26 protein-coding genes and 1 tRNA gene are annotated in these 22,906 nt (G+C 65.6%); 8 read left to right on the plus strand and 19 right to left on the minus strand.

Translation table 11 applies throughout. From position 1 onward, the window contains the following. Positions 1-4: 4 nt before the first annotated feature. From AO684_RS15680 to AO684_RS15705, 6 genes are all read right to left on the minus strand, one after another. Positions 5-1,057 carry a cysteine desulfurase family protein gene (locus AO684_RS15680; RefSeq protein WP_054303656.1) on the minus strand — a complete coding sequence of 351 codons (1,053 nt, stop codon included), beginning with the start codon at positions 1,055-1,057 and terminating at the stop codon, positions 5-7. Continuing rightward, a complete protein-coding gene (cysS, locus tag AO684_RS15685) occupies positions 1,054-2,421 on the minus strand; it encodes a cysteine--tRNA ligase (RefSeq protein ID WP_054303657.1) in 1,368 nt (455 codons plus the stop codon). The genes AO684_RS15680 and cysS overlap by 4 nt, the downstream gene beginning before the upstream one ends. 119 nt (positions 2,422-2,540) lie before the next feature. After that, entirely contained in the window at positions 2,541-3,131 is a 591-nt protein-coding gene (locus tag AO684_RS15690; RefSeq protein ID WP_054303658.1) for an outer membrane protein, read from the minus strand. A 119-nt stretch (positions 3,132-3,250) separates the two neighbouring features. Continuing rightward, positions 3,251-5,059, minus strand: a complete 1,809-nt coding sequence (locus tag AO684_RS15695) for an ABC-F family ATP-binding cassette domain-containing protein (RefSeq protein WP_054303659.1) — start codon at positions 5,057-5,059, stop codon at positions 3,251-3,253. 34 nt (positions 5,060-5,093) lie between these two features. Further along, entirely contained in the window at positions 5,094-5,852 is a 759-nt protein-coding gene (locus AO684_RS15700) for a GNAT family N-acetyltransferase (protein WP_054303660.1), read from the minus strand. Between the two features lie 77 nt (positions 5,853-5,929). Continuing rightward, positions 5,930-6,400: an outer membrane protein assembly factor BamE gene (locus tag AO684_RS15705; protein WP_054303724.1), complete on the minus strand. Its 471-nt coding sequence runs from the start codon at positions 6,398-6,400 to the stop codon at positions 5,930-5,932. Between the two features lie 174 nt (positions 6,401-6,574). On the opposite strand from AO684_RS15705, the gene AO684_RS15710 reads away from it, so the two are divergent. The 8 genes from AO684_RS15710 to AO684_RS15740 all read left to right on the plus strand — a co-directional run bounded on the left by AO684_RS15710 (position 6,575) and on the right by AO684_RS15740 (position 12,209). Further along, the gene (locus AO684_RS15710; protein WP_054303661.1) at positions 6,575-7,141 is read left to right on the plus strand and encodes a YceD family protein; all 567 of its coding nucleotides are present in this window, start codon (positions 6,575-6,577) and stop codon (positions 7,139-7,141) included. A 164-nt stretch (positions 7,142-7,305) separates the two neighbouring features. Further along, positions 7,306-7,512 carry a 50S ribosomal protein L32 gene (gene rpmF / locus AO684_RS21390; RefSeq protein ID WP_082401027.1) on the plus strand — a complete coding sequence of 69 codons (207 nt, stop codon included), beginning with the start codon at positions 7,306-7,308 and terminating at the stop codon, positions 7,510-7,512. Positions 7,513-7,536: 24 nt separating this feature from the next. Then, complete coding sequence (plsX, locus tag AO684_RS15715; RefSeq protein ID WP_054303662.1) at positions 7,537-8,637, plus strand: phosphate acyltransferase PlsX; 1,101 nt, start codon at positions 7,537-7,539, stop codon at positions 8,635-8,637. Beyond that, positions 8,634-9,605: a beta-ketoacyl-ACP synthase III gene (locus AO684_RS15720; RefSeq protein ID WP_054303663.1), complete on the plus strand. Its 972-nt coding sequence runs from the start codon at positions 8,634-8,636 to the stop codon at positions 9,603-9,605. Before plsX ends, AO684_RS15720 begins: the two co-directional genes overlap by 4 nt. A gap of 144 nt (positions 9,606-9,749) precedes the next feature. Beyond that, positions 9,750-10,052: an integration host factor subunit alpha gene (gene ihfA, locus AO684_RS15725; RefSeq protein WP_082401028.1), complete on the plus strand. Its 303-nt coding sequence runs from the start codon at positions 9,750-9,752 to the stop codon at positions 10,050-10,052. Positions 10,053-10,066: 14 nt separating this feature from the next. After that, positions 10,067-10,921: a MerR family transcriptional regulator gene (locus AO684_RS22390; RefSeq protein ID WP_082401029.1), complete on the plus strand. Its 855-nt coding sequence runs from the start codon at positions 10,067-10,069 to the stop codon at positions 10,919-10,921. A 61-nt stretch (positions 10,922-10,982) separates the two neighbouring features. Next, positions 10,983-11,060: transfer RNA gene (locus AO684_RS15735), tRNA-Pro, on the plus strand. Positions 11,061-11,129: 69 nt separating this feature from the next. Beyond that, the gene (locus tag AO684_RS15740; protein ID WP_054303665.1) at positions 11,130-12,209 is read left to right on the plus strand and encodes a 2'-deoxycytidine 5'-triphosphate deaminase; all 1,080 of its coding nucleotides are present in this window, start codon (positions 11,130-11,132) and stop codon (positions 12,207-12,209) included. 78 nt (positions 12,210-12,287) lie between these two features. On the opposite strand, the gene AO684_RS15745 is transcribed toward AO684_RS15740, so the two are convergent. From AO684_RS15745 to AO684_RS15805, 13 genes are all read right to left on the minus strand, one after another. Next, positions 12,288-12,500 (minus strand): hypothetical protein, encoded by a 213-nt coding sequence (locus AO684_RS15745; protein WP_054303666.1) that lies wholly within the window; start codon positions 12,498-12,500, stop codon positions 12,288-12,290. 4 nt (positions 12,501-12,504) lie between these two features. Continuing rightward, a complete protein-coding gene (gene scpB, locus AO684_RS15750) occupies positions 12,505-13,146 on the minus strand; it encodes an SMC-Scp complex subunit ScpB (RefSeq protein WP_054303667.1) in 642 nt (213 codons plus the stop codon). After that, complete coding sequence (locus AO684_RS15755; protein WP_054303668.1) at positions 13,143-13,937, minus strand: ScpA family protein; 795 nt, start codon at positions 13,935-13,937, stop codon at positions 13,143-13,145. The genes scpB and AO684_RS15755 overlap by 4 nt, the downstream gene beginning before the upstream one ends. Continuing rightward, positions 13,930-14,931, minus strand: coding sequence for a beta-N-acetylhexosaminidase (gene nagZ / locus AO684_RS15760; RefSeq protein ID WP_054303669.1), 1,002 nt, complete (start codon positions 14,929-14,931; stop codon positions 13,930-13,932). Before nagZ ends, AO684_RS15755 begins: the two co-directional genes overlap by 8 nt. Beyond that, positions 14,928-16,001, minus strand: a complete 1,074-nt coding sequence (locus tag AO684_RS15765; RefSeq protein ID WP_054303670.1) for an SPOR domain-containing protein — start codon at positions 15,999-16,001, stop codon at positions 14,928-14,930. Before AO684_RS15765 ends, nagZ begins: the two co-directional genes overlap by 4 nt. 69 nt (positions 16,002-16,070) lie before the next feature. Beyond that, entirely contained in the window at positions 16,071-17,813 is a 1,743-nt protein-coding gene (argS, locus tag AO684_RS15770) for an arginine--tRNA ligase (protein ID WP_054303671.1), read from the minus strand. Positions 17,814-17,864: 51 nt separating this feature from the next. Next, the gene (locus AO684_RS15775; protein ID WP_054303672.1) at positions 17,865-18,158 is read right to left on the minus strand and encodes a 3TM-type holin; all 294 of its coding nucleotides are present in this window, start codon (positions 18,156-18,158) and stop codon (positions 17,865-17,867) included. Next, a complete protein-coding gene (locus AO684_RS15780; RefSeq protein ID WP_054303673.1) occupies positions 18,149-18,760 on the minus strand; it encodes a holin-associated N-acetylmuramidase in 612 nt (203 codons plus the stop codon). Before AO684_RS15780 ends, AO684_RS15775 begins: the two co-directional genes overlap by 10 nt. Positions 18,761-18,829: 69 nt before the next feature. Beyond that, positions 18,830-19,285 carry a cytochrome c maturation protein CcmE gene (gene ccmE, locus AO684_RS15785; protein ID WP_054303674.1) on the minus strand — a complete coding sequence of 152 codons (456 nt, stop codon included), beginning with the start codon at positions 19,283-19,285 and terminating at the stop codon, positions 18,830-18,832. 10 nt (positions 19,286-19,295) lie between these two features. Then, positions 19,296-20,324 (minus strand): N-acetyl-gamma-glutamyl-phosphate reductase, encoded by a 1,029-nt coding sequence (argC, locus tag AO684_RS15790; RefSeq protein ID WP_054303675.1) that lies wholly within the window; start codon positions 20,322-20,324, stop codon positions 19,296-19,298. A 62-nt stretch (positions 20,325-20,386) separates the two neighbouring features. Next, positions 20,387-21,154: a DUF1684 domain-containing protein gene (locus AO684_RS15795; RefSeq protein WP_054303676.1), complete on the minus strand. Its 768-nt coding sequence runs from the start codon at positions 21,152-21,154 to the stop codon at positions 20,387-20,389. Continuing rightward, positions 21,151-21,963, minus strand: a complete 813-nt coding sequence (gene murI, locus AO684_RS15800) for a glutamate racemase (protein ID WP_054303677.1) — start codon at positions 21,961-21,963, stop codon at positions 21,151-21,153. Before murI ends, AO684_RS15795 begins: the two co-directional genes overlap by 4 nt. Beyond that, entirely contained in the window at positions 21,914-22,870 is a 957-nt protein-coding gene (locus tag AO684_RS15805; RefSeq protein ID WP_054303678.1) for a lysophospholipid acyltransferase family protein, read from the minus strand. Before AO684_RS15805 ends, murI begins: the two co-directional genes overlap by 50 nt. Positions 22,871-22,906: the final 36 nt, after the last annotated feature.

The raw sequence follows: 22,906 nt of genomic DNA on the forward strand, positions 1-22,906 counted from the left end.
GGCCTTATCCCTCTTGCGCCCGCTTGCGGGCCTTGCGGTATTGCGCTGTCCAGGCATCGGCAAAGCGCAACACATCTTCTTCCGTCGTCTCGGGGCCAATCGACACGCGCAGCGCCGAGGCGGCGGCGGTCTCGTCGAACCCCATGGCGCGCAGCACCCGGCTGGCCCGAACCTTGCCCGAGGAACAGGCCGAGCCCGCCGAAACGGCGAAACCAGCCAGATCCATCTGCATCACCTGCGTCTCGCCCTTCCAGCCGGGGGTGACGAGGCACAGGGTGTTCGGAAGTCGAACACTTCCTTTCCCGACAGAAATAGTCTCATTCTCTGCGGCTGACAATGCTGACTCTAGAATATTTCTAAATTCAGCCACCCGCTCCCAGACCCCGTCCGCAAGATCCCGCGCGGCGGCTTCGGCGGCGGCAGCGAATCCTGCAATGCCGATCAGATTCTCGGTTCCGGCGCGGCGCCCCATCTCCTGCCCGCCGCCCTTCAGCTGCGCCGGAACATCCAGCCCCCGCCGCAGGATCAGCGCGCCGATTCCCTTTGGCCCGCCATGTTTATGGGCCGAGACGATGCCCATGTCGCAGCCCAGCCAGTTGAAGGCGAAGGGCAGCTTGCCAAAAGCCTGCGTCAGGTCGGAGACCGCCAGCCCCTCTGGCAGCGCCTGCACGATGCCGGTTTCGGAATTGGCATATTGCAGTGCGGTTTTCGTCGGGTCGGTCACCGTCACCTGCCCCGCCGCATCGACCGGCAGATCGGGCGTGCACCACGCGCTGATGGCTTCGTGTTCAATGTCGCCGCAATGCAGGTCACGCCCGGCACAGGCCAGCGCCGCCGCCTCGGTCGCGCCCGAGGTGAACACGATGTCGGCACCATCTGCCCCCAGTGCGGTGGCGATCTGGCCGCGCGCGCGTTCCAGCAGCGATTTCGCCGCCCGCCCCTCGGCATGGACGGAGGAGGGGTTGCCCACCAGATCCATCGCCGCGATCATCGCCGCCCGCGCCTCAGGGCGCAGCGGCGTGGTCGCGTTCCAGTCGAGATAGGTGCGTGGTTTCATTCCAGCACCGGAAGCTTGGCCGCATCGAAACCGGGGCCGGGCAGCAGCTCCACCCCCGCTTTCGACATCCGCACCTCCAAACCCGCCGCCGTCAGTGCGCTTTTCAGCGCATCGACGGGGGCGAAGTTCTTCGTCTCCATCGCTTCGGCGCGCAACCCAGCCAGACGGTTCACCCAAGGCGCGAGGTCCACCCCGGCCTCGTCCCAGCCACCAAGTTCCGGCAACAGCAGGCCCAGAAGCTGCGCCGAGGCGAGCAGCCCCGCCGCATCGCTCTCACCCGCCAGACGGTGCAATTCGGCCAGCGCCCCAGCGGTGTTCAGATCTCCCGCCAGCGCCGCCACCACCGCATCGGCCACCTGCCCCGGCTGCGCGCCTTTCGTCAGCGCCCGCCATTTGCGCAGCGTGCCTTCGGCCTGTATCGCCTTCTCATGCGTCCAGTCCATCGGCCGCGCGTAATGCGTGCCGAGATAAACAAACCGGATCACCTCGCCCGGATAGCCCTGATCCAGCAGGTCGCGGACGGTAAAGAAATTACCGAGCGATTTCGACATCTTCTTGCCCTCGACCTGAAGCATCTCATTATGCATCCAGATATTCGCGAACTGGCCAGAATGATTGGCGCAGCAGCTTTGCGCGATTTCATTCTCATGATGCGGGAATTGCAGGTCGATGCCGCCGCCGTGGATGTCAAAGGTCTCGCCCAGCAATTCGCGGCTCATGGCCGAGCATTCGATATGCCAGCCCGGACGCCCGCGCCCCCAGGGGCTGTCCCAGCCGGGCAACGTGTCGTCCGAGGGCTTCCATAGCACGAAATCCATCGGATCACGCTTGTAGGGCGCCACCTCGACCCGCGCGCCGGCGATCATGTCATCGACTGACCGGCCCGAGAGCTTGCCGTAATCGGCATAGCTGCGCACATCGAACAGCACATGGCCCTCGGCGGCATAGGCGTGCCCCCGGTCGATCAGATCGGAAATCATGGCGATCATCGCGCCGATATATTCGGTCGCGCGCGGCTCATGCGTCGGGCGCAGGGCGCCAAGCGCATCCATATCGGCGTGATACCAGCTGATCGTTTCATCCGTGATGTCGCGGATCGGGCGGCCGGTCTGGGCGGCCTTGGCGTTGATCTTGTCATCGACGTCGGTGAAGTTGCGCACATATGTGACGTGCTCCGCGCCGTAGATATGGCGCAGCAGGCGGAACAGCGTGTCGAACACCACCACGGGCCGGGCATTGCCGATATGGGCGCGGTCATAGACGGTCGGCCCACAGACATACATGCGCACCTTGCCGGGGATCAGCGGCACCAGATCTTCGGTCTGGCGGGTGCGGGTGTTGTGCAGGCGGATCGTCGTGGTCATGTCGCTCTCCCTTTGGGATGGCGCCGACTTACCGCTTTCGCGTCGGCTTGGAAACCTTGATCCGCATGCGAAAGGGCGGCGGATCGCCCCGCCGCCCCCTGCCTTGCCCGGACGGGCAATCAGAAGCGATAGTTGACCCGCAGCGCCGCGGTCGTCGCATCGGGGTCAAGCCCGGTTCCGTCGAAATTGTCGAAGCGATGGGCCAGAACCTCGCCGCCAACGGTCCATTGGTCGTTGACCTGATAGTCCACGCCGATCCCGCCGAAATAGCCGGTGTCAGAGGTATTGGTGCCGCCGATATCGCCCTTGGCATAGGCTGCGCCCGCCGTCGCATAAACCAGCGTGCGACCGAAATCGTAACCCGCCTGAAGCTTCAGATGCGCCAGTGTATCAACCTTGCCGCCCCCGGTGGAGGGTTTGATATTGGTGCCAGACACATCGGCCTCGACGCCCAGAACGGTGGTGCCCAGATCCCAGCGATAGCCCAGTTGCGCGCCGCCGAAGGCGCCATCGGCATTGGGGTCATTCACATCGGCATAGCCAAGGTGCGCACCGGCATAGGCGCCGCCCCAATTGCCATCGGCGCGCACCGGCGCGACCGGCACAGGGGCGGTGACCACGGGTTCCGGGGCCGGGGTTGCAAGCCCACCCGCAAAGGCAGGCGCAGCCAGCGTCAGCGGGGCCAGAACAGCCAGGGCAAAGCGTTTCATCGGTCTTTCTCCTTACCATCACGGCGGTCTTTGTCGCCGCGTCGGTCCAGAGATGGCGCCTGACGAAACTGAACTCAATAGTTCATCACGGCACCTTGAAGCGCCGCGATTGCCTGCGATCACCCGGCCTTTTCTTCCAGTTCCAGCCATTCCTCCTCGGCCGCCGCCAGCGCCTGCTGCCGTTCCGCCAGCATGTCCGAGGCCTTACGGAACTTCACCGGCTCTTTGGTGAACAGGTCCGGCGTTGCCAGCAATTCACCCAGCTTGCCGATTTCATGTTCCAGCCGCTCGATGACATTGGGCAGTTCATCCAGCCGCTTGCGTTCGGTGAAGCTGAGCCCATCGGCCTTCTTCGGCGCGGGGTCGGGCCTTGCGGCAATGGCGGGCTTCGGCGCGGCAGCCTTTGGCGCAGGCGCGTCAACCGGGCGCTGGCTCTGATAATCGCTCCAGCCGCCGGCATAGACGGTTGCCCTGCCCTCGCCTTCCATCGCGATGGTCGTCGTCGCCACCCGGTCGATGAAATCACGGTCATGGCTGACCAGCAGCACGGTGCCGTCATATTCGCCGAGGATGTCCTGCAACAGATCAAGCGTTTCGACATCCAGATCGTTGGTCGGTTCGTCAAGGATCAGCAGATTCGATTCCTGCGCCATGAGCTTGGCCAGCAGAAGCCGCGCTTTTTCGCCACCCGACAGCGACTTGACCGCCGCGCGGGCCTGCAATTCGCTGAACAGGAAATCCTTGAGATAGCCCACAACATGCTTGGGCGTGCCGCGCACCATCACCTGATCCGAGGCGCCGGAAACCGCCATCAGCGGATCGCCGGTCAGGTTTTCCCAAAGGCTCGCCTCCGGGTCCAGCCGCGCGCGGGTCTGGTCGAACACCGCGATTTGCAGGTTGGTGCCCAGCGTCACCGTGCCGGCATCCGGTTCTTCCTGCCCGATCAGCATCTTCAGCAGCGTGGTCTTGCCGATGCCGTTCGGCCCGACGAAGGCCACCCGGTCACCGCGCAGCACCCGCAGGTCGAAATCGCGGATGATCTGCTTTTCGCCATAAGCCTTGCTCAGACCCTTGGCCTCGATCACCTTCTTGCCCGAGGTCGGGCCGCTTTCCAGATCCAGCGCGGCGGTGCCCTGACGGCGGATCATCGCGGCGCGCTGCGCCCGCAGGTCTTGCAGCGCGCGCACCCGGCCCATGTTGCGCTTGCGGCGGGCGCTGATGCCCTCCACCGCCCATTTGGCCTCGTGCTTGATCTTGCGTTCCAGCTTGTGCCGGGCGTCGTCCTCCTCGGCCCAGATGGTCTCGCGCCATTCCTCGAATCCCTCGAAGCCCTGCTCGCGCCGCCGCACCTCGCCCCGGTCGACCCAGAGCGTCGCGCGGGTCAGCGCGCGCAGGAAGGCGCGGTCGTGGCTGATCAGAACGAAGGCCGTGCGGGTCTCGGAAAGCTCGCGCTCAAGCCACTGGATCGCCTGGATGTCCAAATGGTTGGTCGGCTCGTCCAGCAGCATCAGCTCCGGCGCCTCGGCCATGAGCTTGGCCAAAGCCGCACGGCGACGTTCCCCGCCCGAGGCACTGGAAACCGGCGTATCGGGGCGGAATTTCAGCCCCTCGGCCACCACATCGACCTTGTAGCTTTCATCCGCAGGCAGGCCGCTCGCGGCATAGTCGCCCAGCGTGGCATAGGCCGACAGATCGGGGTCTTGTTCCATATAACCGACGCTGACGCCGGGTGGCACGGTGCGCAGCCCCTGATCGGCCTCAACCAGCCCCGCCATGATCTTCATGAGCGTGGATTTGCCCGAGCCGTTGCGCCCCACCAGTGCCACCCGGTCGCCCGGTTGCACGGTAAGGTCAAGCCCGTCGAACAAAGGATTGCCACCGAAGGTGAGCGAGATGCCGGAAAGCTGAAGAAGGGGTGCGCGTGCCATGATAGGCGGCAGGTAAAGGCGCCGGGGCCGCAGGTCAAGCCGCTCCGGGTTCCGGGCTCGCGACCATGCGCAAAGCGCGGGCACGCGCTTCGGGGATGGCGCGGATTTCCACGCCGGTAAAGACGTGCAGCGTGCCAAGCTGATCATCCACCACGGCATGATCCGACACCCAGCCTCCCATCGACAGATAGGTACGCAACAGGGGCGGCATGGTCAGCAGGCCCTGCTTGCGGTCAGGCTCGCGCCCCGCCAGCGCCTTGGCAAAGCGGAACACCCGCGGCGCCTTAACCCGCGGCAGCCAGCGGCGCGGCGCCAGATGGCCCGCGCGCAACAGGGTGAAAGCCTCGGCATGGCGGTCGGCATCGGTGCCGATGAACGAGGCACAGCCGAACAGCAGCTCCGCCCCCATCCCGTCGACAATCCGCGTCATCGCCCCCCAGGCAAGGCGCAGGATGTCGGGGTCGCGCTGGTCAGGGGCGATGCAGAACCGCCCCATTTCCACCATCGGGCCAGGAAAGCTGCGCAGCGGGCGCAGGTCGTAGAACTGTGCGGAATAGCTGCGCCCGATCTCGGCGCCGCCGGACAACGGCAGCAGCCGGTAACAACAGACCAGCGCGCCGCTGTCCGTATCCTCGACCAGAACATGCAGGCAGTCGGGATCGTGACGGTCGGCGTCCAGCCCGGTCGCAGCGGCGCCGCGAAAGCACATCTGCCGCAGGGCCTGCGCGCGCTGCACATCCCCCGCCTCCTGCGCCACCCGCGCCACCAGACGACCTTTGCGCAACGGCTGCACTCCGACCTCCCGCCCGTCTGCCGGGCCTTGCGCGCCCGGTTTGCCACAAGCCTGCGACGGGCCGATGACGGCCCGCGCTATTGTTGCAGGAACTGATCGGCGCGGAAGCGACCCAGATTGCCCATGATCTGCCGCAGGAAGCCGATTCCCTTAATATTGCTTTCGGTCACACGCCGCGACAGCACCACGACCTCGCCGCGATCCAGACCGAACCGCTCGACATTGCGCACGACGCCGCCCTGATCGAAGGTGATCGACACGACCTGACGGTCGATTTCCTGCGGCTCCTGCGCGCCATAGTGGCGCCAGCGGCTCTGGACATAGAACCAGCCCTCGTCGTTCAGCAGACCCTCAGCCGAAGGACGGCCAAGTTTTTCCGCCACGCTGTCACGGTTGTCAGCGCCCACCTGCACCTCGGCCAGTTCGTCGTCCGTCGGCACATACCCGTGGTTGCGATAGACCGGCGCACAGGCCGCCATGGCCCCCGCGACCAGTGCCCCCGCGAGCCAGAGCCCGATCCGCCGCATGCTGCTGCCTGCCGAAGCCATGTTCTCTCCCGTCCCTTCCGGGCGCCCCTTGCCTTTGACCGGCATGGGACTTATCCCGGATCGCATCAGATGCCGCGCTTCCGGCATGACGCCCGGCCGGCTTGCCTTCCGGCTTACAGAAGGTCGGGCCGCTGTTCAAGAATGGAACGCGCGCCCCGCCTTGCGGAGACACCAATGACCGAACCGACCACCCCTGCCCTGAGCCACCCGCTGCGCATCGCCGCCCTCGCGGCGCGCAAACCCACGCGGTTCAGGCTGGAACCTGACGCCGACACCCGCGCCGCCGTGGCGCAGGCGCTGGAAATCACCGCCGTCCCGGAACTGACCTTCCGGGGTGAGCTGCGGCCGCTGGGGCGTCGCGACTGGGAACTGGTGGCAGAGCTTGCTGCCGTGGTGGAACAGCCCTGCTGCGTCACACTTGTTCCCGTCATCACCGAAATCCGCGAGGAGGTCCGGCGCCGCTATCTGGCCGAGATGCCCGTGCCCGAAGGGGACGAGGTGGAAATGCCCGAGGATGACACGCAGGAACCGCTGCCAGAGATCGTCGACCCCGGCGTGGTGGCACTGGAGGCGCTGGCGCTGGCGTTGCCGATGTATCCGCGCGCGCCCGATGTCGAGCTGGGCGAGGCAGTTTTCGCGGCACCCGGAGTAAAACCGCTGCGCGACGAGGATTTGCGCCCCTTTGCCGGTCTGGCAGGGCTTGCGGAAAAGCTCGGAAAAGGCGATACGACACCCGAGTGACGCGAACCCGGAACGGATGCAGAAAAGACTTGCACCCGGCCAGAATTCGACTATGTTCCGCGCCTCGCAAACACCGTGAAAAGCCGCCGTGCCAGAGGGTCGGAATTTGGCTTTTCCCAGAACAGAATCAGGGGCTTGTCCCCTCACTAACCCGAGGTTGAGACATGGCTGTCCCTCAGAACCGAGTCACCCGTTCGCGCCGCAACATGCGTCGCTCGCATGACGCTCTCGTCGCCGGCAACCCGTCGGAATGCCCGAACTGCGGCGAACTGAAGCGTCCGCACCACGTTTGCGGCGCCTGCGGCCACTACGACTCGCGTGAAGTCGTGGCTGTGACCACCGAAGTCGACGTGGACGAGGACGCGGCGTAAGCCGCTTCCCCTCCCCGGCCGACCATGACGACGAACGGAAGCGAACGTCCGGCGCAGGCTCAGCAGCGCACGATCATTTCGGTAGACGCCATGGGCGGGGATCGCGGACCGGCAGCGGTTGTTGCCGGTCTTGTTGATTCTGCGCGTGCCGATGCCGACCTGGCCTTCCTGCTGCACGGTGACGAGGCGGTGCTGCGTCCGCTGGTCTCGCAACATGCCGAGATCGCGGATCGCTGCGAGATTCGCCATGCCCCGCGTGTGGTGACGATGGAAGACAAGCCCAGCCAGGTGATGCGCCATGGCGCGGGCACCTCGATGTGGTCCACCATCGACAGCGTGAAGGATGGCGAGGCCGCTGTTGCGGTCAGTTGCGGCAATACCGGCGCGCTGATGGCGGTCAGCATGATCCGGCTGCGCAAACTCCCGGGGGTGAACCGCCCGGCCATTGCCTGTCTCTGGCCCTCGCGCAATCCCGGCGGGTTCAATGTGATGCTGGACGTTGGTGCCGACATCAAGGCCGAGGCCGAAGATCTTCTGCAATATGCCACCATGGGCGCGGCCTACGCGCGCAATGGGCTGCATCTGCGGCGCCCGCGTGTCGGTCTGCTGAACGTCGGCACCGAGGAACACAAGGGCCGGGCGGAGCTGAAGCTGGCACATGACCGGATGCTCGCCGCGCAGGATGCTGCGGAGTTCGATTTCGTGGGATTCGTCGAAGGCGGCGACATTCCGTCAAACCGTGTCGATGTCATCGTGACCGACGGGTTCACCGGCAATATCGCCCTTAAAACCGGCGAAGGCACCGCGAAGCTGTCCTCCGATTTCATGCGCGAGGCTTTTGCCTCGGGTATTCTGTCGAAGCTGGGGGCGCTGCTGGCGCTGGGGGCACTGAAGCGCCTGCAAAAGCGGATCGACCCGCGCCGGGTGAACGGCGGGGTATTTCTTGGCCTGAACGGCACTGTGGTGAAAAGCCACGGCGGCGCCGATGCGACCGGCGTTTCCGCCGCGATCCGTCTGGCGGCGCAGCTGGCACGTTCGGGCTTTGTCGACCGGCTGGCGGCCCGGGTTGCATCCGCCGGACGCGCGGGGCAGGATGCCGCCGTCGAAGGAGGCGGGCAGGAATGACAATCAGGGCCGTGGTCAAGGGCGTCGGGCATTATCTGCCCGAGCGGGTGGTTCCGAATGCCGAATTCGAGAAAACCATCGACACGTCAGACGAATGGATTCGCTCCCGTTCCGGAATCGAGCGGCGGCATTTCGCGGCCGAGGGTCAGACGACCTCGGACCTTGCCGCCCGCGCGGCCGAGGCGGCTTTGGCCAATGCCGGGCTGACGGTCGACGATATTGACGCGATTGTTGTCGCCACCTCGACCGCCGATCTGACCTTCCCCTCCGCCGCCACCATGGTGCAGGCACGCCTGGGGATGACGCGCGGTTTCGCCTATGACGTCCAGGCGGTCTGTGCCGGTTTCGTTTATGCGCTGGCCAATGCCAATGCGCTGATCGTCTCGGGCCAGGTGCGCCGGGCGCTGGTGATCGGGGCCGAGACCTTTTCCCGCCTGATGGACTGGACCGACCGGGGCACCTGCGTGCTGTTCGGTGACGGCGCGGGCGCGCTGGTGCTTGAGGCGCATGACGGGTCCGGCACCCCTGCCGACAGGGGCATCCTGTCGGTCGACCTCAATTCCGACGGGCGGCATCGCGATATACTGTATGTCGATGGCGGGGTCTCGACCGGCACCACCGGCCATCTGCGCATGCAGGGCAAGGAAGTGTTCCGCCACGCGGTCGAAAAGCTGGCCGAAACCGCCCATACCGCGCTGGAGAAGATCGGCCTCAGCGGTGAGGACGTGGACTGGATCGTGCCGCATCAGGCCAATATCCGCATCATCGAGGCCACGGCCAAGCGGATGCAGGTGCCGATGGACCGTGTGGTCGTGACCGTGCAGGACCACGGCAATACCTCGGCCGCTTCGATCCCGCTCGCGCTGTCGGTCGGCGTGACGCGCGGGCAAATCAAACCCGGTGATCTGGTGGTAACCGAGGCGATCGGCGGCGGTCTGGCCTGGGGTTCGGTCGTCCTGCGCTGGTGATTGTTCGCAACCTGCGCAGGATACCGCCATATTGCCCCGGATTGGCCCCGGGAACGCCATCTGAACTTGCCCGCACAAGTGGTTGATATTGACTCGAAAACCCAATGCCCTCAATCTTCCTGAAAACCCGGGGGGGATTTGGGAATGAGTGAAAAGACTCTGACGCGCATGGATCTGAGCGAAGCCGTCTTCCGCGAGGTGGGGCTGTCGCGCAATGAATCCGCCGAACTGGTGGAAACCGTGATCCAGCATGTCTCGGATGCGCTGGTACGCGGCGAGACGGTCAAGATTTCGTCCTTTGGCACCTTCTCGGTGCGCGACAAGTCGGCCCGCATGGGCCGCAATCCCAAGACCGGCGATGAAGTGCCGATCAGCCCGCGCCGCGTGCTGACCTTCCGCCCGTCGCATCTGATGAAAGAGCGTGTCGCCAGCGGCACGAAAGGCTGACCGGGGCCTGGGGCATGGAGAAATCGCCCGATGCCTTCCGCACCATCAGCGAAGTGGCCGATCAGCTGGAAACCCCGGCCCATGTGCTGCGGTTCTGGGAAAGCCGCTTTCCGCAGATCAAGCCGGTGAAGCGTGCCGGGGGGCGGCGGTATTACCGCCCCACCGATGTCGCGCTGCTGCAAGGCATCCGCAAACTTCTGCACGACGAAGGCATGACGATTCGCGGTGTGCAGAAAATTCTGCGCGAGCAGGGCGTTCGCCATGTTGCGAGCCTGTCGGGCACGGATGTTTCCGACGATCTGGAGGCTTTTGACGCGGCCCTGGATGCGACCGATGATGCCCCGCCTGTCGCCGAGGTCGTGTCTTTGCACGACTGGCAGGAAATCGCGGCCATCTCCACCGAAATGGCCGCCGCCGCCCGCGCCGGGCCGAAAGCGCCACCGCCCGCCGAGGCCGCGGCACCCGATGATCCCGAGATGACGACGGCGGTGGACATGCCCAGACAGCCAGATGACCAGCCCTCGCTTTTCGATTTCGGGGAGGTGCCCGACGAGGGGGACGAAACCGCCGCACCGGCTGAAAACCTGATGGCCGAAGCGCCAGAGACGGACCCCGGCCCGACCGAAGACACAGCCGTGGCGGAGCCCGACGATTCTACCAGGGCCGAATCGTCCGGGGCCAGCCCCGATGCCGGGGCGGCGCCACCTGCCCTGCCGCCCGAATCGGACCCGGTCTGGCTTCCGGCGATTCTGCGGAGCCTGACGCCAGAAGCCCGCATGGCCAGCGCGGCCGCGCTGGCCACTGCACAACCGCGTCTGCAAGCACTTCAGGCGCGGCTGGAGGCGATCCGCCGGACCCGGCGCGGATAAATTGCCACGATGCGATTTGGCGCTTGCCCCCGCCGGAATTATCGTTATGTATCCGCGCAGTCGGGCCGTGGCGCAGCCTGGTTAGCGCGTCCGTCTGGGGGGCGGAAGGTCGCGAGTTCGAATCTCGCCGGCCCGACCACCGAGAAAAGCCCGCCCTTGGAAACAAGGCGCGGGTTTTTTCGTATCTGATCCATGCACGGGGGATGGCGTGACTGAAACCGGAGTTCTGCCCGCGCAAACCCTGCGCCGCCTGATCGACGATGGCGTGATCGGCGCCGACCGACCCATCCTTTCCGAACAGATCCAGCCCGCCAGTCTCGACCTGCGTCTGGGTGATGTCGCCTATCGCGTTCGCGCCTCCTTCCTCGCCGGTCAGGGCCGCAGCGTGGCCGAACGGATCGCCGAATTCGAGATGCACCGCATGGACCTCAGCGCCGGTGCGGTGCTGGAAAAGGGCTGCGTCTATGTGATTCCCCTGATGGAGCGGCTGGCGCTGCCCGAGGGCATCACCGCCGTCGCCAATGCCAAAAGCTCGACCGGGCGGCTCGACCTGCTTACCCGTACCATCACCGATGGCGGGGTGGAGTTCGACCGCATCGCCGGGGGCTACAGCGGCCCGCTTTATGCCGAGGTCTGCCCGCGCAGTTTCTCTGTCCTGGCACGGGCCGGGCAGCGGCTGAACCAGATCCGCTTCCGCCACGGTCAGGCCGTGCTGTCGGATGCGGACCTCACCGCATTGCACGGGCGCGAACCGCTGGTAAACGGGCCTGCGGTGATCTCGGAAGGTCTGGGCTTTTCGGTCGATCTGCGGCCGGGGCCGGATGATCTGGTGGGCTATCGCGCCAAGCCCCATACCGGCGTCATCGACCTTGACCGGATCGGTCATTACCCGGCCGCCGAGTTCTGGGAGGAAATCCGCAGCCGCGACGGCAGGATCATCCTCGATCCCGGTGCCTTCTACATTCTGGTCAGCCGCGAGGCAGTGACGATCCCGCCGGATTACGCCGCCGAAATGGCGCCCTATCTGGCGATGGTGGGCGAGTTCCGCGTACATTACGCAGGCTTCTTCGACCCCGGCTTCGGCCATTCGGCGGCAGGTGGCACAGGCTCGCGCGGTGTGCTGGAGGTACGCTGCCACGAGGCGCCCTTCGTGCTGGAGCATGGGCAGATCGTGGGGCGGCTGGTCTATGAGCGGATGTCAGAGCGGCCCGAGACACTGTATGGCGCCGGGATCGCCTCGAACTATCAGGGGCAGGGTCTGAAGCTTGCCAAGCATTTCCTCGCCTGAGCGGGCTTGAATGTGCCATGGGGGCTGCCCGCCCCCACGGCACCTCCCCCGAGGATACTTCTCGACAGAAAATGCGGCTCAGCGGCCCAGACGGCGGGCGATGCGGGCCGCATGGCGGGCCTTTTTCGTCATGTCGCGCGCCGCGCTGGCCTGTTTGCGTTCGTCCGCCGTCATCTGCCCCGGCGGCTTGCCCTTGCGCGCCACATGGTCGATGCCCTTGTTGATCGCGGTATTCATCGCGCGGCGGAAAATCATGTTGAAGATCTGCTGAAAGATCCGTCCTGCATCCATGGCGTCAATCCTCGAATAGTTCGGTCTGGCCGGTGGGGCTGTCTTCATCGTCTTCATCGGGGCGCTGCATCGAGCCGGGCAGCGGGCGGTTGTCCAGCAGGCCAGCCGCGCGAAGATCCTTCAGCCCCGGCAGGTCGCGGGCCGATTCCAGCCCGAAGTGATCAAGGAAGGTCTCCGTGACAACGAAAGTCACCGGACGCCCCGGTGTCATGCGGCGGCGGCCCAGGCGAATCCATTCCATCTCAAGCAACTGGTCGATGGTGCCGCGGCTGACGGCGACGCCGCGGATTTCCTCGATCTCGGCGCGGGTGGCGGGCTGGTGATAGGCAATAATGGCCAGCGTCTCGATCGCGGCGCGGCTGAGCTTGCGTTGCTCAACCACTTCTTTCTGCATCAGATGGCCAAGGTCAGGCGCGGTGCGGAAGGCCCAGGCATCGCCCACCCGTACCAGACGCACGCCACGCCCCTCATAGCGACGGCGCAGATAGGCCAGCGCCTCGGCCGGGTCGCAGCCATGCGGCATGCGCTTTTCCAGTTCCGCGACCGAGACGGGTTCCGTGGCGGCGAACAGGATCGCCTCGACCATACGCTCCTGTTCCGCAATGGGCGGAGCATCGAAAAGGCTTTTTTCCTGCGGTTCGCTCATGCGCCGTCCTTCCGGCGAATCTGGATCGGAGCAAAGGTTTCCCCCTGCCGGATATCGACCTGGCCCCGTTTCGCCATTTCCAGAATAGCTGCGAAATGCGCCGCAATTGAGGAACGCCGGCGCATCGGATTGCGGTCCCAGCCTTCGGGCAGCCAGCTTTCAAGGTCGGACCAGCTTGCGGCATAGCCGATCAGGCCGCGCAACCGCTCCAGCGCCTGTTCCATGGTGAACACGTCGTCGCGGTCCATCACGAAGGGGCGGAATTCATCCTTGGTGCGGATGCGGGCATAAGCGCGCATCAGGTCGATCAGCGAAGCGGTATAAGTCACCTTGCGGGCGCGGATCACCTCCTCCGGCAGACCGCGCACAAAGAAGTCACGCCCCCGCTGGTCACGGGCCATCAGCCGGGCTGCCGCCTCGCGCATCGCCTGCAGCCGCTCCAGCTGGTACGCCAGATGAGCCGCGAGTTCCTCGGCGCTGGGGCCTTCCTCGGTCGGGTCGGGAGGCAGCAGCAGACGCGATTTCAGATAGGCGAGCCAGGCCGCCATCACCAGATAATCCGCCGCCAGTTCGATCCGCAGCGCCTTGGCGCGATCCACGAAGCCAAGATATTGCTCGGCCAGTTGCAGCACAGAAATGCGCCGCAGGTCGACCTTCTGAGTGCGCGACAGCGTCAACAGCAGGTCAAGCGGGCCTTCGAACCCGTCGACATCGACGATCAGCGCCTCTGCCGCCAGCCGGTCGCTGACACTGAGCCGTTCTGGCCCGGTGTCCTCCCAGCCGTCAGCCATCCGCCCCCCCGATCAGCGCATCATGTTCGGCCCGCAGGGCCGACAGATCGGCAGGTTCAGGCGCCTTGCGGGCGGCCAGCATGGCTTCGGCCCTGGCTTGCCCCTCACGGGTCAGCTGCCCCGCAGCGGCCGCTACAGCCTGCATCTCTGCCATATCGCCCTTGCAGTGCAGGGCGATGTCGCAACCCGCCGCGACGGCGCGGGCGGCGCGCTCGCCCAGGGTGCCGGGCAGCGCCTGCATGTTAAGATCGTCCGAGAGGATCAGACCACCAAAGCCGATCTCCTCACGCACCACCCGCATCATGGCGGCGGAACAGGTCGCCGGTTCGCTGTCAAAAGCCGAAAAGACGATATGCGCCGTCATGGCGGCAGGCAGATCGTTCAATGCGCGGAACGCCGCGAAATCCGTCTGGCGCAGGGTATCGGCATCGGTGGCAACTGTCGGGAGATCGTGATGCGTGTCGGCACTGGCGCGGCCATGGCCGGGCATATGCTTCATCACCGGCAGAACGCCGCCCGCCAGATGCCCGTCAGCCGTGGCGCGTCCCATGGCGATCACCGTCGCCGGATCGGTGCCATAGCAGCGGTTGCGCAGAAAAGGATGGGTCACATCGGTCGCAATATCGAGGCAGGGCGCGCAATTGCCGTCAATGCCGACAGCGCGGAGTTCCGCCGCGATCAGACGGGCGCGCAACCACATCATGTGCGCAGCCCCTGCCCCGGCGCGGGCCACCGCATCCAGCGGCGGCAGCCATTCCAACCAGTGCGGCGCGCGCAGGCGCTGCACGCGCCCGCCTTCCTGATCAACAAAAACCGGCGCATCACGCCCCACAGCATCCCGCAGATCAGCGGTCAGCCGGGCCACCTGTTCAGGCGTTTCGACATTGCGTGCGAAGAGGATGAACCCCAGCGGATCAGCCGCGCGGTAGAAAGCCTTTTCCTCGGGCAGCAGCACCGGCCCCGCACAACCGAAGACCGTGGCACCGTGGGTCATCGCACGGCCACCGGAATGCAATCCGGGCCTTCAGCGGTGATGGCAGCGCAGAAGCGGCGGGCATCATCCTCGTCGGCGAAGCCCTCGGCACGCAGGCGGTAGAAGGTGCGACCACCGCTTTCCGCAGACTGGATCACCCGTGATTTGCCCTGCATCAGATCACCAAAGCGACCGGCCAGCTTGTCCCATTGCGCGCGCGCCTCGTCGGCGCTGTCGAATGCGCCAAACTGCACAAGGCGGGTGCCGGGGGCAAGCGTCGCGGGGTCAAGCTCGGCCGTGGCGGCGGTGAGCGCCGCCGTCACCGCATTGGCAACAGGCGCCGCACTGGCCGGGACCAGCCCGGCCGGACGGGCCAGCGGCAGCAGCGACTTGCCGATACCACCGGGCACCACCGGCGCCGGAACGAAGACTTCGGGCTCGGACGGGATGGCGTCCGGGTTGGCCGGGGTCAGTGGCGCGGCACCGGCGGCAAGCTGATCGGCCAGCGCCAGCACATCCGCCGGGGCATCGGAAGCCGCGTCAGTGGCAGGATCGCCCAGCGGCCCGACCGAGGTCAGCGGGTCCAGCGGCAGATCCGCATCCGACATGGCGGCCAATGCTTCGGGCGCGGGATTGGCTGAAATCGGCGCCTCGGCCTCCGGCAACGGCAACAGCGGCTGCACCGGCGGCTCGGGTGCTGCGGCCACCAACTCGGGCGGCGGCTCGGCGGCAAGGCCGGGCGTATCCTGTTGTGACAATTCCACCGGGCGTGGGGCCAGAACGATCTCGTCGGGCAGCGGGGCTGCAACCCCCACGGCTGCGACGTCATTGACCGAAAGACCCTGATAGGCGGTAATCTCACCGCCCGGATTGTCTGGGGCCACCCGGGCCGGGCCTTCGGCGGCCTTCAGTACCGGAATGCCCATCACATCGCGCATGGCGATGCGATAGCCCCACCAGCCCGCCCCCAGCAACAAGGCCACCGAGACAAGCCCGCCGGTCAGATTGACCCAGCGGCGGCCCCGGCGGGCCTCAGTTCCCTGCCCCGCATCATAGCGGGAATCATAGCCGTCGTAATCCACGTCTGCCATTCTCTGCCCCGGCGCACGGGCACGAAGCCCGTCGCGTCTTTGCCTGTGTGACCGGCGGGGCGCGTTTTATCAGCGCATTTCCTCGACCGGCGTGACCCCCAAAATAGCAAGACCGGCAGAAATCACAACGCCCACGGCCCGCGCCAGGGCGATTTTCGCCTGCGAAACGGTCACATCCTCTTGCACGAAGCGTAGCGAAGGCTCGTCATTGCCCCGGTTCCACAGGCCATGCAGGTCCGATGCCAGTTCATAAAGGTAGAAGGCCACGCGATGCGGTTCATTGCCGCGCGCGGCGATTTCCACCAGACGCGGCCATTCCGCCAGCTTGCCCACCAGCGCCAGTTCCGCCGGATGCGACAGCAGGTCGTGCTTCGCCCCCGCCAGCGTCGCGTCATCCACCGCAACACCCGCTTCGCGTGCCTTCCGCAGGACCGAGTTGATCCGGGCATTGGCATACTGAACGTAGAAAACCGGATTGTCCTTCGACTGTTCCAGAACCTTGTCGAAGTCGAAATCCAGCGCCATGTCGTTCTTGCGGGTCAGCATGACGAAGCGGGTCACATCGGCGCCCACCTCCTCGACCACATCGCGCAGGGTCACGAAGGTGCCTGCACGTTTCGACATCTTGAAGGGCTCGCCGTTCTTGTAAAGCTTCACCAACTGGATCAGCTTGATGTCCAGCGGCACCCGCCCGTCGGACAGCGCCGAAACGGCAGCCTTCATCCGCTTCACATAGCCGCCATGATCGGCGCCGAAAATGTCGATCAGCTGATCGAAGCCGCGCCGCACCTTGTTGTAGTGATAGGCGATGTCAGGGGCGAAGTAGGTCCACGACCCGTCCGATTTCATCACGGGACGGTCCACGTCGTCGCCATGCGCGGTCGAGCGGAACAGCGTCTGTTCGCGCGGCTCCCAGTCTTCGGGGGTCTTGCCTTTCGGCGGTTCCAGCACGCCTTCATAGATCAGGCCCATGCCGCGCAGGGTTTCGATCGCAGCCTCGATCTCGCCGGTGCCGTAAAGCGCCTTCTCGCTGGAATAGACATCCATGCGCACGCCAAGCGCCGCCAGATCCTCGCGGATCATCTGCATCATCTGCTCGGTGGCAAATTCTCGCACATCGTCGAGCCAGACGGATTCAGGCTGGTCCAGCAGGCTGGTGCCATATTTCGCCTTAAGCGCCTCGCCCACCGGGATCAGGTAATCGCCGGGGTAAAGCCCCTCGCGGATTTCCGGCTCCAGCCCATTGGCCTCGCGGTAGCGCTCATAGGCCGACCGTGCCAGCACGTTCACCTGTGCGCCGCCGTCATTGATGTAATATTCGCGCGTTACGTTCCAGCCCGCAAAGGCCAGCAGGTTCGACAGCGCATCGCCCACCACCGCGCCCCGCACATGGCCGACGTGCATCGGGCCGGTCGGGTTGGCCGAGACGAATTCAACGTTCACCTTCTGCCCGGCGCCCAGATCGGACCGGCCGTAATCGGCGCCGGCGTCCAGAATGGCCTTCACCAGCCCCTGCCAGACGCCCGGTTGCAGCCGCAGGTTCAGGAAACCCGGCCCCGCCACCTCAGCCGCCGCGATGCGCGGATCGTTCGCCAGACGGGCGGCCAGCGCATCCGCGATGTCGCGCGGCTTCATCCCGGCGGGCTTGGCCAGCACCATGGCGGCATTGGTCGCCATGTCGCCATGGGCCGCATCACGCGGCGGTTCGACCGTGACGGCTCCAAGGTCCAGCCCCTCGGGCAGCGCGCCGGAAGCGGCCATCGCTCCAAGCTCGGCCACGACGAGGTTCCGCAGTTCGGTGAACAGGTTCATCTTGCACGTCCTTCCTATCCCTCCGGCACATGCCAGAGGCCGGAAGGCGGGTCAAGTTCGGGCAGGTGTTCCGGGGCCGCGCGTCAGGAAATGCAGGGCCACAATCAGCGCGGCGATGCCCCAGACAGGCCAGGGCGTGCCCGCCAGCGCAACCATTCCGGCGCTGTAACGCTCCGGGTCCAGAAAGGCCGAAGCGACCAATGCAAAGACCGACAGCACCGAAAGCGGCCGGATCGCACGGTTCATCAGATCGATCCGGGCGCTGAGTTCCGGGCCGTCGCCCTGCGCCACCAGTTCGGCAATGCGGCGCAGACGGGCGGTGTCGGACAGAAGGTTCAGCCCCATGATGCCACCCGCGCGCGATGCTGGGCCTCGGTCAGATGAAGCTCGGGACCGATGAACGCCTCGGCCCGCACGATCCAGCCGCCCTTGCCGCCATCCCGCCTGCGACAATATCTGCGGCTGGCAGGCCGCGCATCGCCAAGCGCATAGTAATAATTCCGCCGTGCCACCCCATATACGTCGGGCAGCGTGTTCGGCATAGCCTCAGCCGCCAGCCGTGCGGCCGCCAGCGTCTTCGGCCCGATCACGCCGTCATCCACCAGTGGCCAGCCCAGCGTGGTCAACAGCCGTTGCAGGATCTTCACCGCATTGGAACCGGCATTGACATACATATCAAAGACGCTGGCCTGCAAAGCCACGGGCAATTCCGCCAGACGCGGCCGTTCAAAATAATGCCTGAGGTAAATCTCCACCGCCTGCGCGCGGGTCAGGCGACGCACATCCGCCGCTGTCACCTGCCCGTCGCGATCAAGGTCCAGCCCCAGACGCCGCAGGGTATGGATGGTGACACCGTGATTGGTGGCCCCGCCCGGATCGGCGGGGTCATTCACATAGCCGCCCTCGCGGGCAACAATTTCTTCTGCGATCTGTTTGACGGTCTGCATGGCCTGCCCCTGTGAAACATGGGGACAGGCTGGGCCAGACTGATTAACCGGCCGGAAAGGAGGCGCGCGTTACGATCCGCTTTGCTTGTTCGGGTCTTCGTAGACGCCCTGTTCCTTCAGCGCGTCGATCACCTCTTTCGGCATGTAGGTCTCGTCATGCTTCGCCAGAATCTCGGTCGCCTCGAACACGCCATCCACCATCTTGCCGGTGCCGATCATGCCCTGGCCCTCCTTGAACAGGTCAGGCAGCACGCCGGTATAGGCGACGGGGATGCTTTCGGCGCCGTCGGTGACGCGGAAGGTGATGGTCTCGCCCTGCCCGCGCACCAACGAGCCATCCTCGACCAGCCCGCCCAGGCGGAACACCTCGTCCATCTGCGGCGGATCGGCCACCACCTGCGCCGGGGCTCGGAAGAAATTGATGCCGTCACGCATCGCATAGCCGATCAGCGCGGTCGATCCGGCCAGCGCGACGAAAGCCAGCGCGATGATCTGGATGCGGCGCGTTTTCTTCAGCCCCTTCATGGTCGTCTCCTTACGGGAAGACGGGAGCCAGCATCAGCCCCGCAGTCTCCTCCAGCCCCAGCATCAGGTTGGCATTCTGGATCGCCTGACCGGACGAACCCTTGCACAGGTTGTCCAGTGTCGCCACCACCAGCGTGCGCCCCGGCACCCGGTCGCCCACCACCCCGATATGACAGAAATTGGAGCCGCGGGTATCCCGTGTCGAGGGGAGTGCGCCGAAAGGTAGCACCTCGATGAAGGGTTCCAGCGCATAACGCGCCTCCAGCGTGGACCAGACGGTCTTCGCATCGCCCTTCACATAAACGCTGGCGAGGATTCCGCGGTTCATCGGCGCCAGATGCGGGGTGAACTGCACCAGAACAGGCCGCCCGGCGATCTTGCTGAATTCCTGATCGAATTCGCCCAGATGCCGGTGCTTTCCCCCCGCCGAATAGGCATGCGTGCCCTCCGACAGCTCGGCATGCAGCAGGTTTTCCTTCAGCGACCGCCCGGCCCCCGAAACACCGCATTTCAGGTCCAGCAGGATGTCATCCAGATCAATGCAGCCTGCCTCAATCAGCGGGCGCAACGCGAATTGTCCGGTCGCCGCATTGCAGCCGGTGCCCGCGACCAGCCGGGCGGACCGGATGTCCTCGCGATAGAACTCTGTCAGGCCATAGACCGCCTCGGCCTGCAACTCCGGCGCGGCATGCGGCTGCCCATACCATTTCTCGTATTCCGCCACATCGCGCAGCCGGAAATCGGCCGACAGATCGACAATCTTCAGATCGCGCGGCAAGTCCTTGATCACCGCCTGCGAGGTCGCATGCGGCAGCGCGCAGAAGGCCAGATCCACCTTGGAAAAGTCGATCTCATCGATCTTGCACAGCTTCGGCAGGTCGATATGGCGCAGGAAGGGAAAGACCTCGGCCATGGCCATGCCCGCTTTGCGGTCGCCCGACAGCGCGACAATCTGCATCTGCGGATGGGTGGCGATCAGTCGCACCAGCTCGGCCCCGGTGTAACCGGATGCCCCGAGGATGGCGATGCGCTTTTTCATGGCGGTCTCCCTGACTGGAAATCGCCCCTTCTTTGCGGCCGGTCGCGGTGCAATGCAAGCGCTCAGTGGTCCTTGGGGGCACGTTCCCCGGCACGAATGGCGAAGGACAGCCGGTTCTCGGGTGGCGGCAGCGGGCAGATGGCGAATTCGGTATAGGCGCAGGGCGGGTTGAAGGCGCGGTTGAAGTCAAGCCAGACGCGGTTCCCATCGACCTCGCCGATCAGAAACCGCGAGGCGCCATAGGTTTCGCGCCCCGAGGTGGCATCGCGGATCACGAACATCGGCTTGCCACCCTTCACATGGGTCGGAACAAGGCTGACCTTCTGCCCCTCATGGCTGAACCGCGCGACATGGGTCTGCGTCACCGCATCGCTGCGGCCTGCCACCATCTCGACCTGCCGGGTGATCGGCACCTCCAGCGCCAGCCAGTCGGCGGCGATCACCCAGGCCGGATCGAAGGGAAACCGCTCGATGCCAGCGAAGCCCGCGCGCGCCGGATGGTCGATCTGCCGCACGCGCAGTGCCGGGGCGCCCTCCACGATATGCAGTTCCAGCAAGAGCGGCGGCACCCGCAGCAGCGGGAAGCCCCCGGCGCCGGGCAGGAAATCCTGCACGCCCGCCGCCGTTTCGAACCGCGCCACCAGATCGGGCGCCAGATCCAGCAGGCCCAGCCGCTCCGGCCCGACCGACAGGCGCAGGTCATTGCCGGCGCCGCTGCCCACTGTCCAGCGGCCGGGTTGCAATTCCAGCCGGTCGGTCAGGTTCAGCCAGCCATCCTCGGCCACAAGCGCCGCCAGCCGCGCCGCCTGCCAGTCGTCAAACGGCGTCATGCCGCCTCGAAAGCGATACGGCGGCGCAGGAATTGCGTCGCCTTGGAAGACACATTCGCCGGGTCACCTGTGGTCAGGAACTTCGACTCGGTGCCGGAGCCGATGAACTCCGGCCGCCGCGCCAGATAATCGGCAAGGCTTTCCGCCACCAGATTGGCCTGGCTGAACACCTGCACATCCGCCCCCAGGGCCTCCTGAAAGGCGTTCTGCATCAAGGGGTAATGGGTGCAACCCAGGATCGCCGCCTCGGGATGCGGCATCCGGCGCTTCAGCGCCTCGACATGACTGCGCACCAGTGCTTCGGCCAGAATCTCATCGCCCTGCTCAATGGCATCGACCACGCCGCCACAGGGCTGCGCTTCGACATCGACGCCGATGGCGCGGAAGGCAAGTTCGCGCTGAAATGCGCGGCTGGCCACGGTGGCCGGGGTGGCGAACAGCGCCACATGTTTCACCGCAACCTCGCGCGGCGGGCTGTTATCGCCCCATTGCCGTTCGGTCAGCGCCTCGATCAGCGGAACAAACACCCCGAGCACCCGCTTGTCGGCGGGCAGCCATGTTTCCTGCATCCGTTTCAGCGCGGCGGCAGAGGCGGTGTTGCAGGCAAGGATCACCAGATCACATCCCTCGGCCCACAGCCTCTCGACCGCGGCACAGGTCAGGTTGAAGATGTCGTCATGCGTCCGCACCCCGTAAGGCGCATGGGCATTGTCGCCGAAATAGACAAAGGGAACCTCGGGCAGACGCCGGGCCACCGCATCAAGAACGGTCAGCCCCCCCAGCCCCGAATCGAACACGCCTACCGCCATCGCTGCCCTCCCCTTGCCGGGATTTGTATTTCGCCTCGAACTCGTAGCCATAAGCATACGAGTCGACCGGCCTCGGGGAAAGCTCATAGGTGGAACGGCGCAGGAAATCCATCATCCCGCGTGCGTCCGGGCCAAAGGTGGCAAGACGATCCGGCGGGATCGGCTGGCCGATAGCCACTCGCACCGGCCGGTCCATCCGGGCGCGGAACTCCTTGATCAGCAGGCCCAGCCGCAGCGTGTAATGCAGGTGGCTGGCGATCTGGAACAGGCGACTGTTCTCGCCCTCAAAGAACAGCGGCACCACTGTCGCGCCGCTGCGCTGGATCAGCTTTGCGGTAAAGTTGCGCCAGCCGGGGTCCATCGGTCGGGCGCGGAACGGGGTCGCGGCGGTCGAGACAGTACCGCCCGGAAAGATGCCGATTGCCCCGCCGCCCGACAGATAATCCAGCGCCGTGCGCCGGGTTTGCAGGTTCAGCGCCACCGCTTCGGGGGTTTCGTCAAAGGAAATCGGCAGGATCACCCGCCGCAGATCGGGCGCTTTGACGAAAACCGAATTGGCGAGGATGCGGAAATCTCCACGCCACGCATCCAGCAGATTGCCCATCATCAGCCCGTCAAGGATGCCATAAGGGTGATTGGCAATCATCACCAGCGGGCCGGAGCCCGGGACAGAGGTTAAAGAACCGGATGTAACCTCAAGCCGCAGACCGAATTTTTCGGGCATCACCTGCCAGAAGCTTTGCCCGGCGGCCATCGCCGCCTCATATCCGGCCGCGCGGGCGATCACGCGCGGCCGTCCGGTCGCGTTTTCCAGAAGCCGGATCAGCGCCCGCCCGCCCCGCGACCGCGCGGCCGAGGCATAGGAGATATCGCGGCTGACATTCCGCTGTGCTTCGACCAGACTCATGCGCGTTCCCTTTCTGTCGTCGCCACAGGCAAACGA

It is taken from the genome of Gemmobacter sp. LW-1, from assembly GCF_001303875.1.
GTDB classification, from domain to species: Bacteria; Pseudomonadota; Alphaproteobacteria; order Rhodobacterales; family Rhodobacteraceae; genus Gemmobacter; species Gemmobacter caeni.

Excerpts from the sequence above, each read along its gene's own strand:
- AO684_RS15775 (WP_054303672.1), bottom strand. The coding sequence starts at position 18,158 with ATGGGGCTGAACCTTCTGTCCGACACCGCCCGTCTGCGCCGCATTGCC.
- argC (WP_054303675.1), bottom strand. The coding sequence starts at position 20,324 with ATGAAAAAGCGCATCGCCATCCTCGGGGCATCCGGTTACACCGGGGCC.
- scpB (WP_054303667.1), bottom strand. The coding sequence starts at position 13,146 with ATGAGCGAACCGCAGGAAAAAAGCCTTTTCGATGCTCCGCCCATTGCG.
- argS (WP_054303671.1), bottom strand. The coding sequence starts at position 17,813 with ATGAACCTGTTCACCGAACTGCGGAACCTCGTCGTGGCCGAGCTTGGA.
- nagZ (WP_054303669.1), bottom strand. The coding sequence starts at position 14,931 with ATGACCCACGGTGCCACGGTCTTCGGTTGTGCGGGGCCGGTGCTGCTG.
- AO684_RS15795 (WP_054303676.1), bottom strand. The coding sequence starts at position 21,154 with ATGACGCCGTTTGACGACTGGCAGGCGGCGCGGCTGGCGGCGCTTGTG.
- AO684_RS22390 (WP_082401029.1), top strand. The coding sequence starts at position 10,067 with ATGGAGAAATCGCCCGATGCCTTCCGCACCATCAGCGAAGTGGCCGAT.
- AO684_RS15705 (WP_054303724.1), bottom strand. The coding sequence starts at position 6,400 with ATGGCTTCGGCAGGCAGCAGCATGCGGCGGATCGGGCTCTGGCTCGCG.
- AO684_RS15745 (WP_054303666.1), bottom strand. The coding sequence starts at position 12,500 with ATGGATGCAGGACGGATCTTTCAGCAGATCTTCAACATGATTTTCCGC.
- AO684_RS15710 (WP_054303661.1), top strand. The coding sequence starts at position 6,575 with ATGACCGAACCGACCACCCCTGCCCTGAGCCACCCGCTGCGCATCGCC.
- ihfA (WP_082401028.1), top strand. The coding sequence starts at position 9,750 with ATGAGTGAAAAGACTCTGACGCGCATGGATCTGAGCGAAGCCGTCTTC.
- AO684_RS15720 (WP_054303663.1), top strand. The coding sequence starts at position 8,634 with ATGACAATCAGGGCCGTGGTCAAGGGCGTCGGGCATTATCTGCCCGAG.
- AO684_RS15755 (WP_054303668.1), bottom strand. The coding sequence starts at position 13,937 with ATGGCTGACGGCTGGGAGGACACCGGGCCAGAACGGCTCAGTGTCAGC.
- AO684_RS15690 (WP_054303658.1), bottom strand. The coding sequence starts at position 3,131 with ATGAAACGCTTTGCCCTGGCTGTTCTGGCCCCGCTGACGCTGGCTGCG.
- murI (WP_054303677.1), bottom strand. The coding sequence starts at position 21,963 with ATGGCGGTAGGCGTGTTCGATTCGGGGCTGGGGGGGCTGACCGTTCTT.
- cysS (WP_054303657.1), bottom strand. The coding sequence starts at position 2,421 with ATGACCACGACGATCCGCCTGCACAACACCCGCACCCGCCAGACCGAA.
- AO684_RS15695 (WP_054303659.1), bottom strand. The coding sequence starts at position 5,059 with ATGGCACGCGCACCCCTTCTTCAGCTTTCCGGCATCTCGCTCACCTTC.
- AO684_RS15680 (WP_054303656.1), bottom strand. The coding sequence starts at position 1,057 with ATGAAACCACGCACCTATCTCGACTGGAACGCGACCACGCCGCTGCGC.
- plsX (WP_054303662.1), top strand. The coding sequence starts at position 7,537 with ATGACGACGAACGGAAGCGAACGTCCGGCGCAGGCTCAGCAGCGCACG.
- ccmE (WP_054303674.1), bottom strand. The coding sequence starts at position 19,285 with ATGAAGGGGCTGAAGAAAACGCGCCGCATCCAGATCATCGCGCTGGCT.
- AO684_RS15780 (WP_054303673.1), bottom strand. The coding sequence starts at position 18,760 with ATGCAGACCGTCAAACAGATCGCAGAAGAAATTGTTGCCCGCGAGGGC.
- rpmF (WP_082401027.1), top strand. The coding sequence starts at position 7,306 with ATGGCTGTCCCTCAGAACCGAGTCACCCGTTCGCGCCGCAACATGCGT.
- AO684_RS15765 (WP_054303670.1), bottom strand. The coding sequence starts at position 16,001 with ATGGCAGACGTGGATTACGACGGCTATGATTCCCGCTATGATGCGGGG.
- AO684_RS15805 (WP_054303678.1), bottom strand. The coding sequence starts at position 22,870 with ATGAGTCTGGTCGAAGCACAGCGGAATGTCAGCCGCGATATCTCCTAT.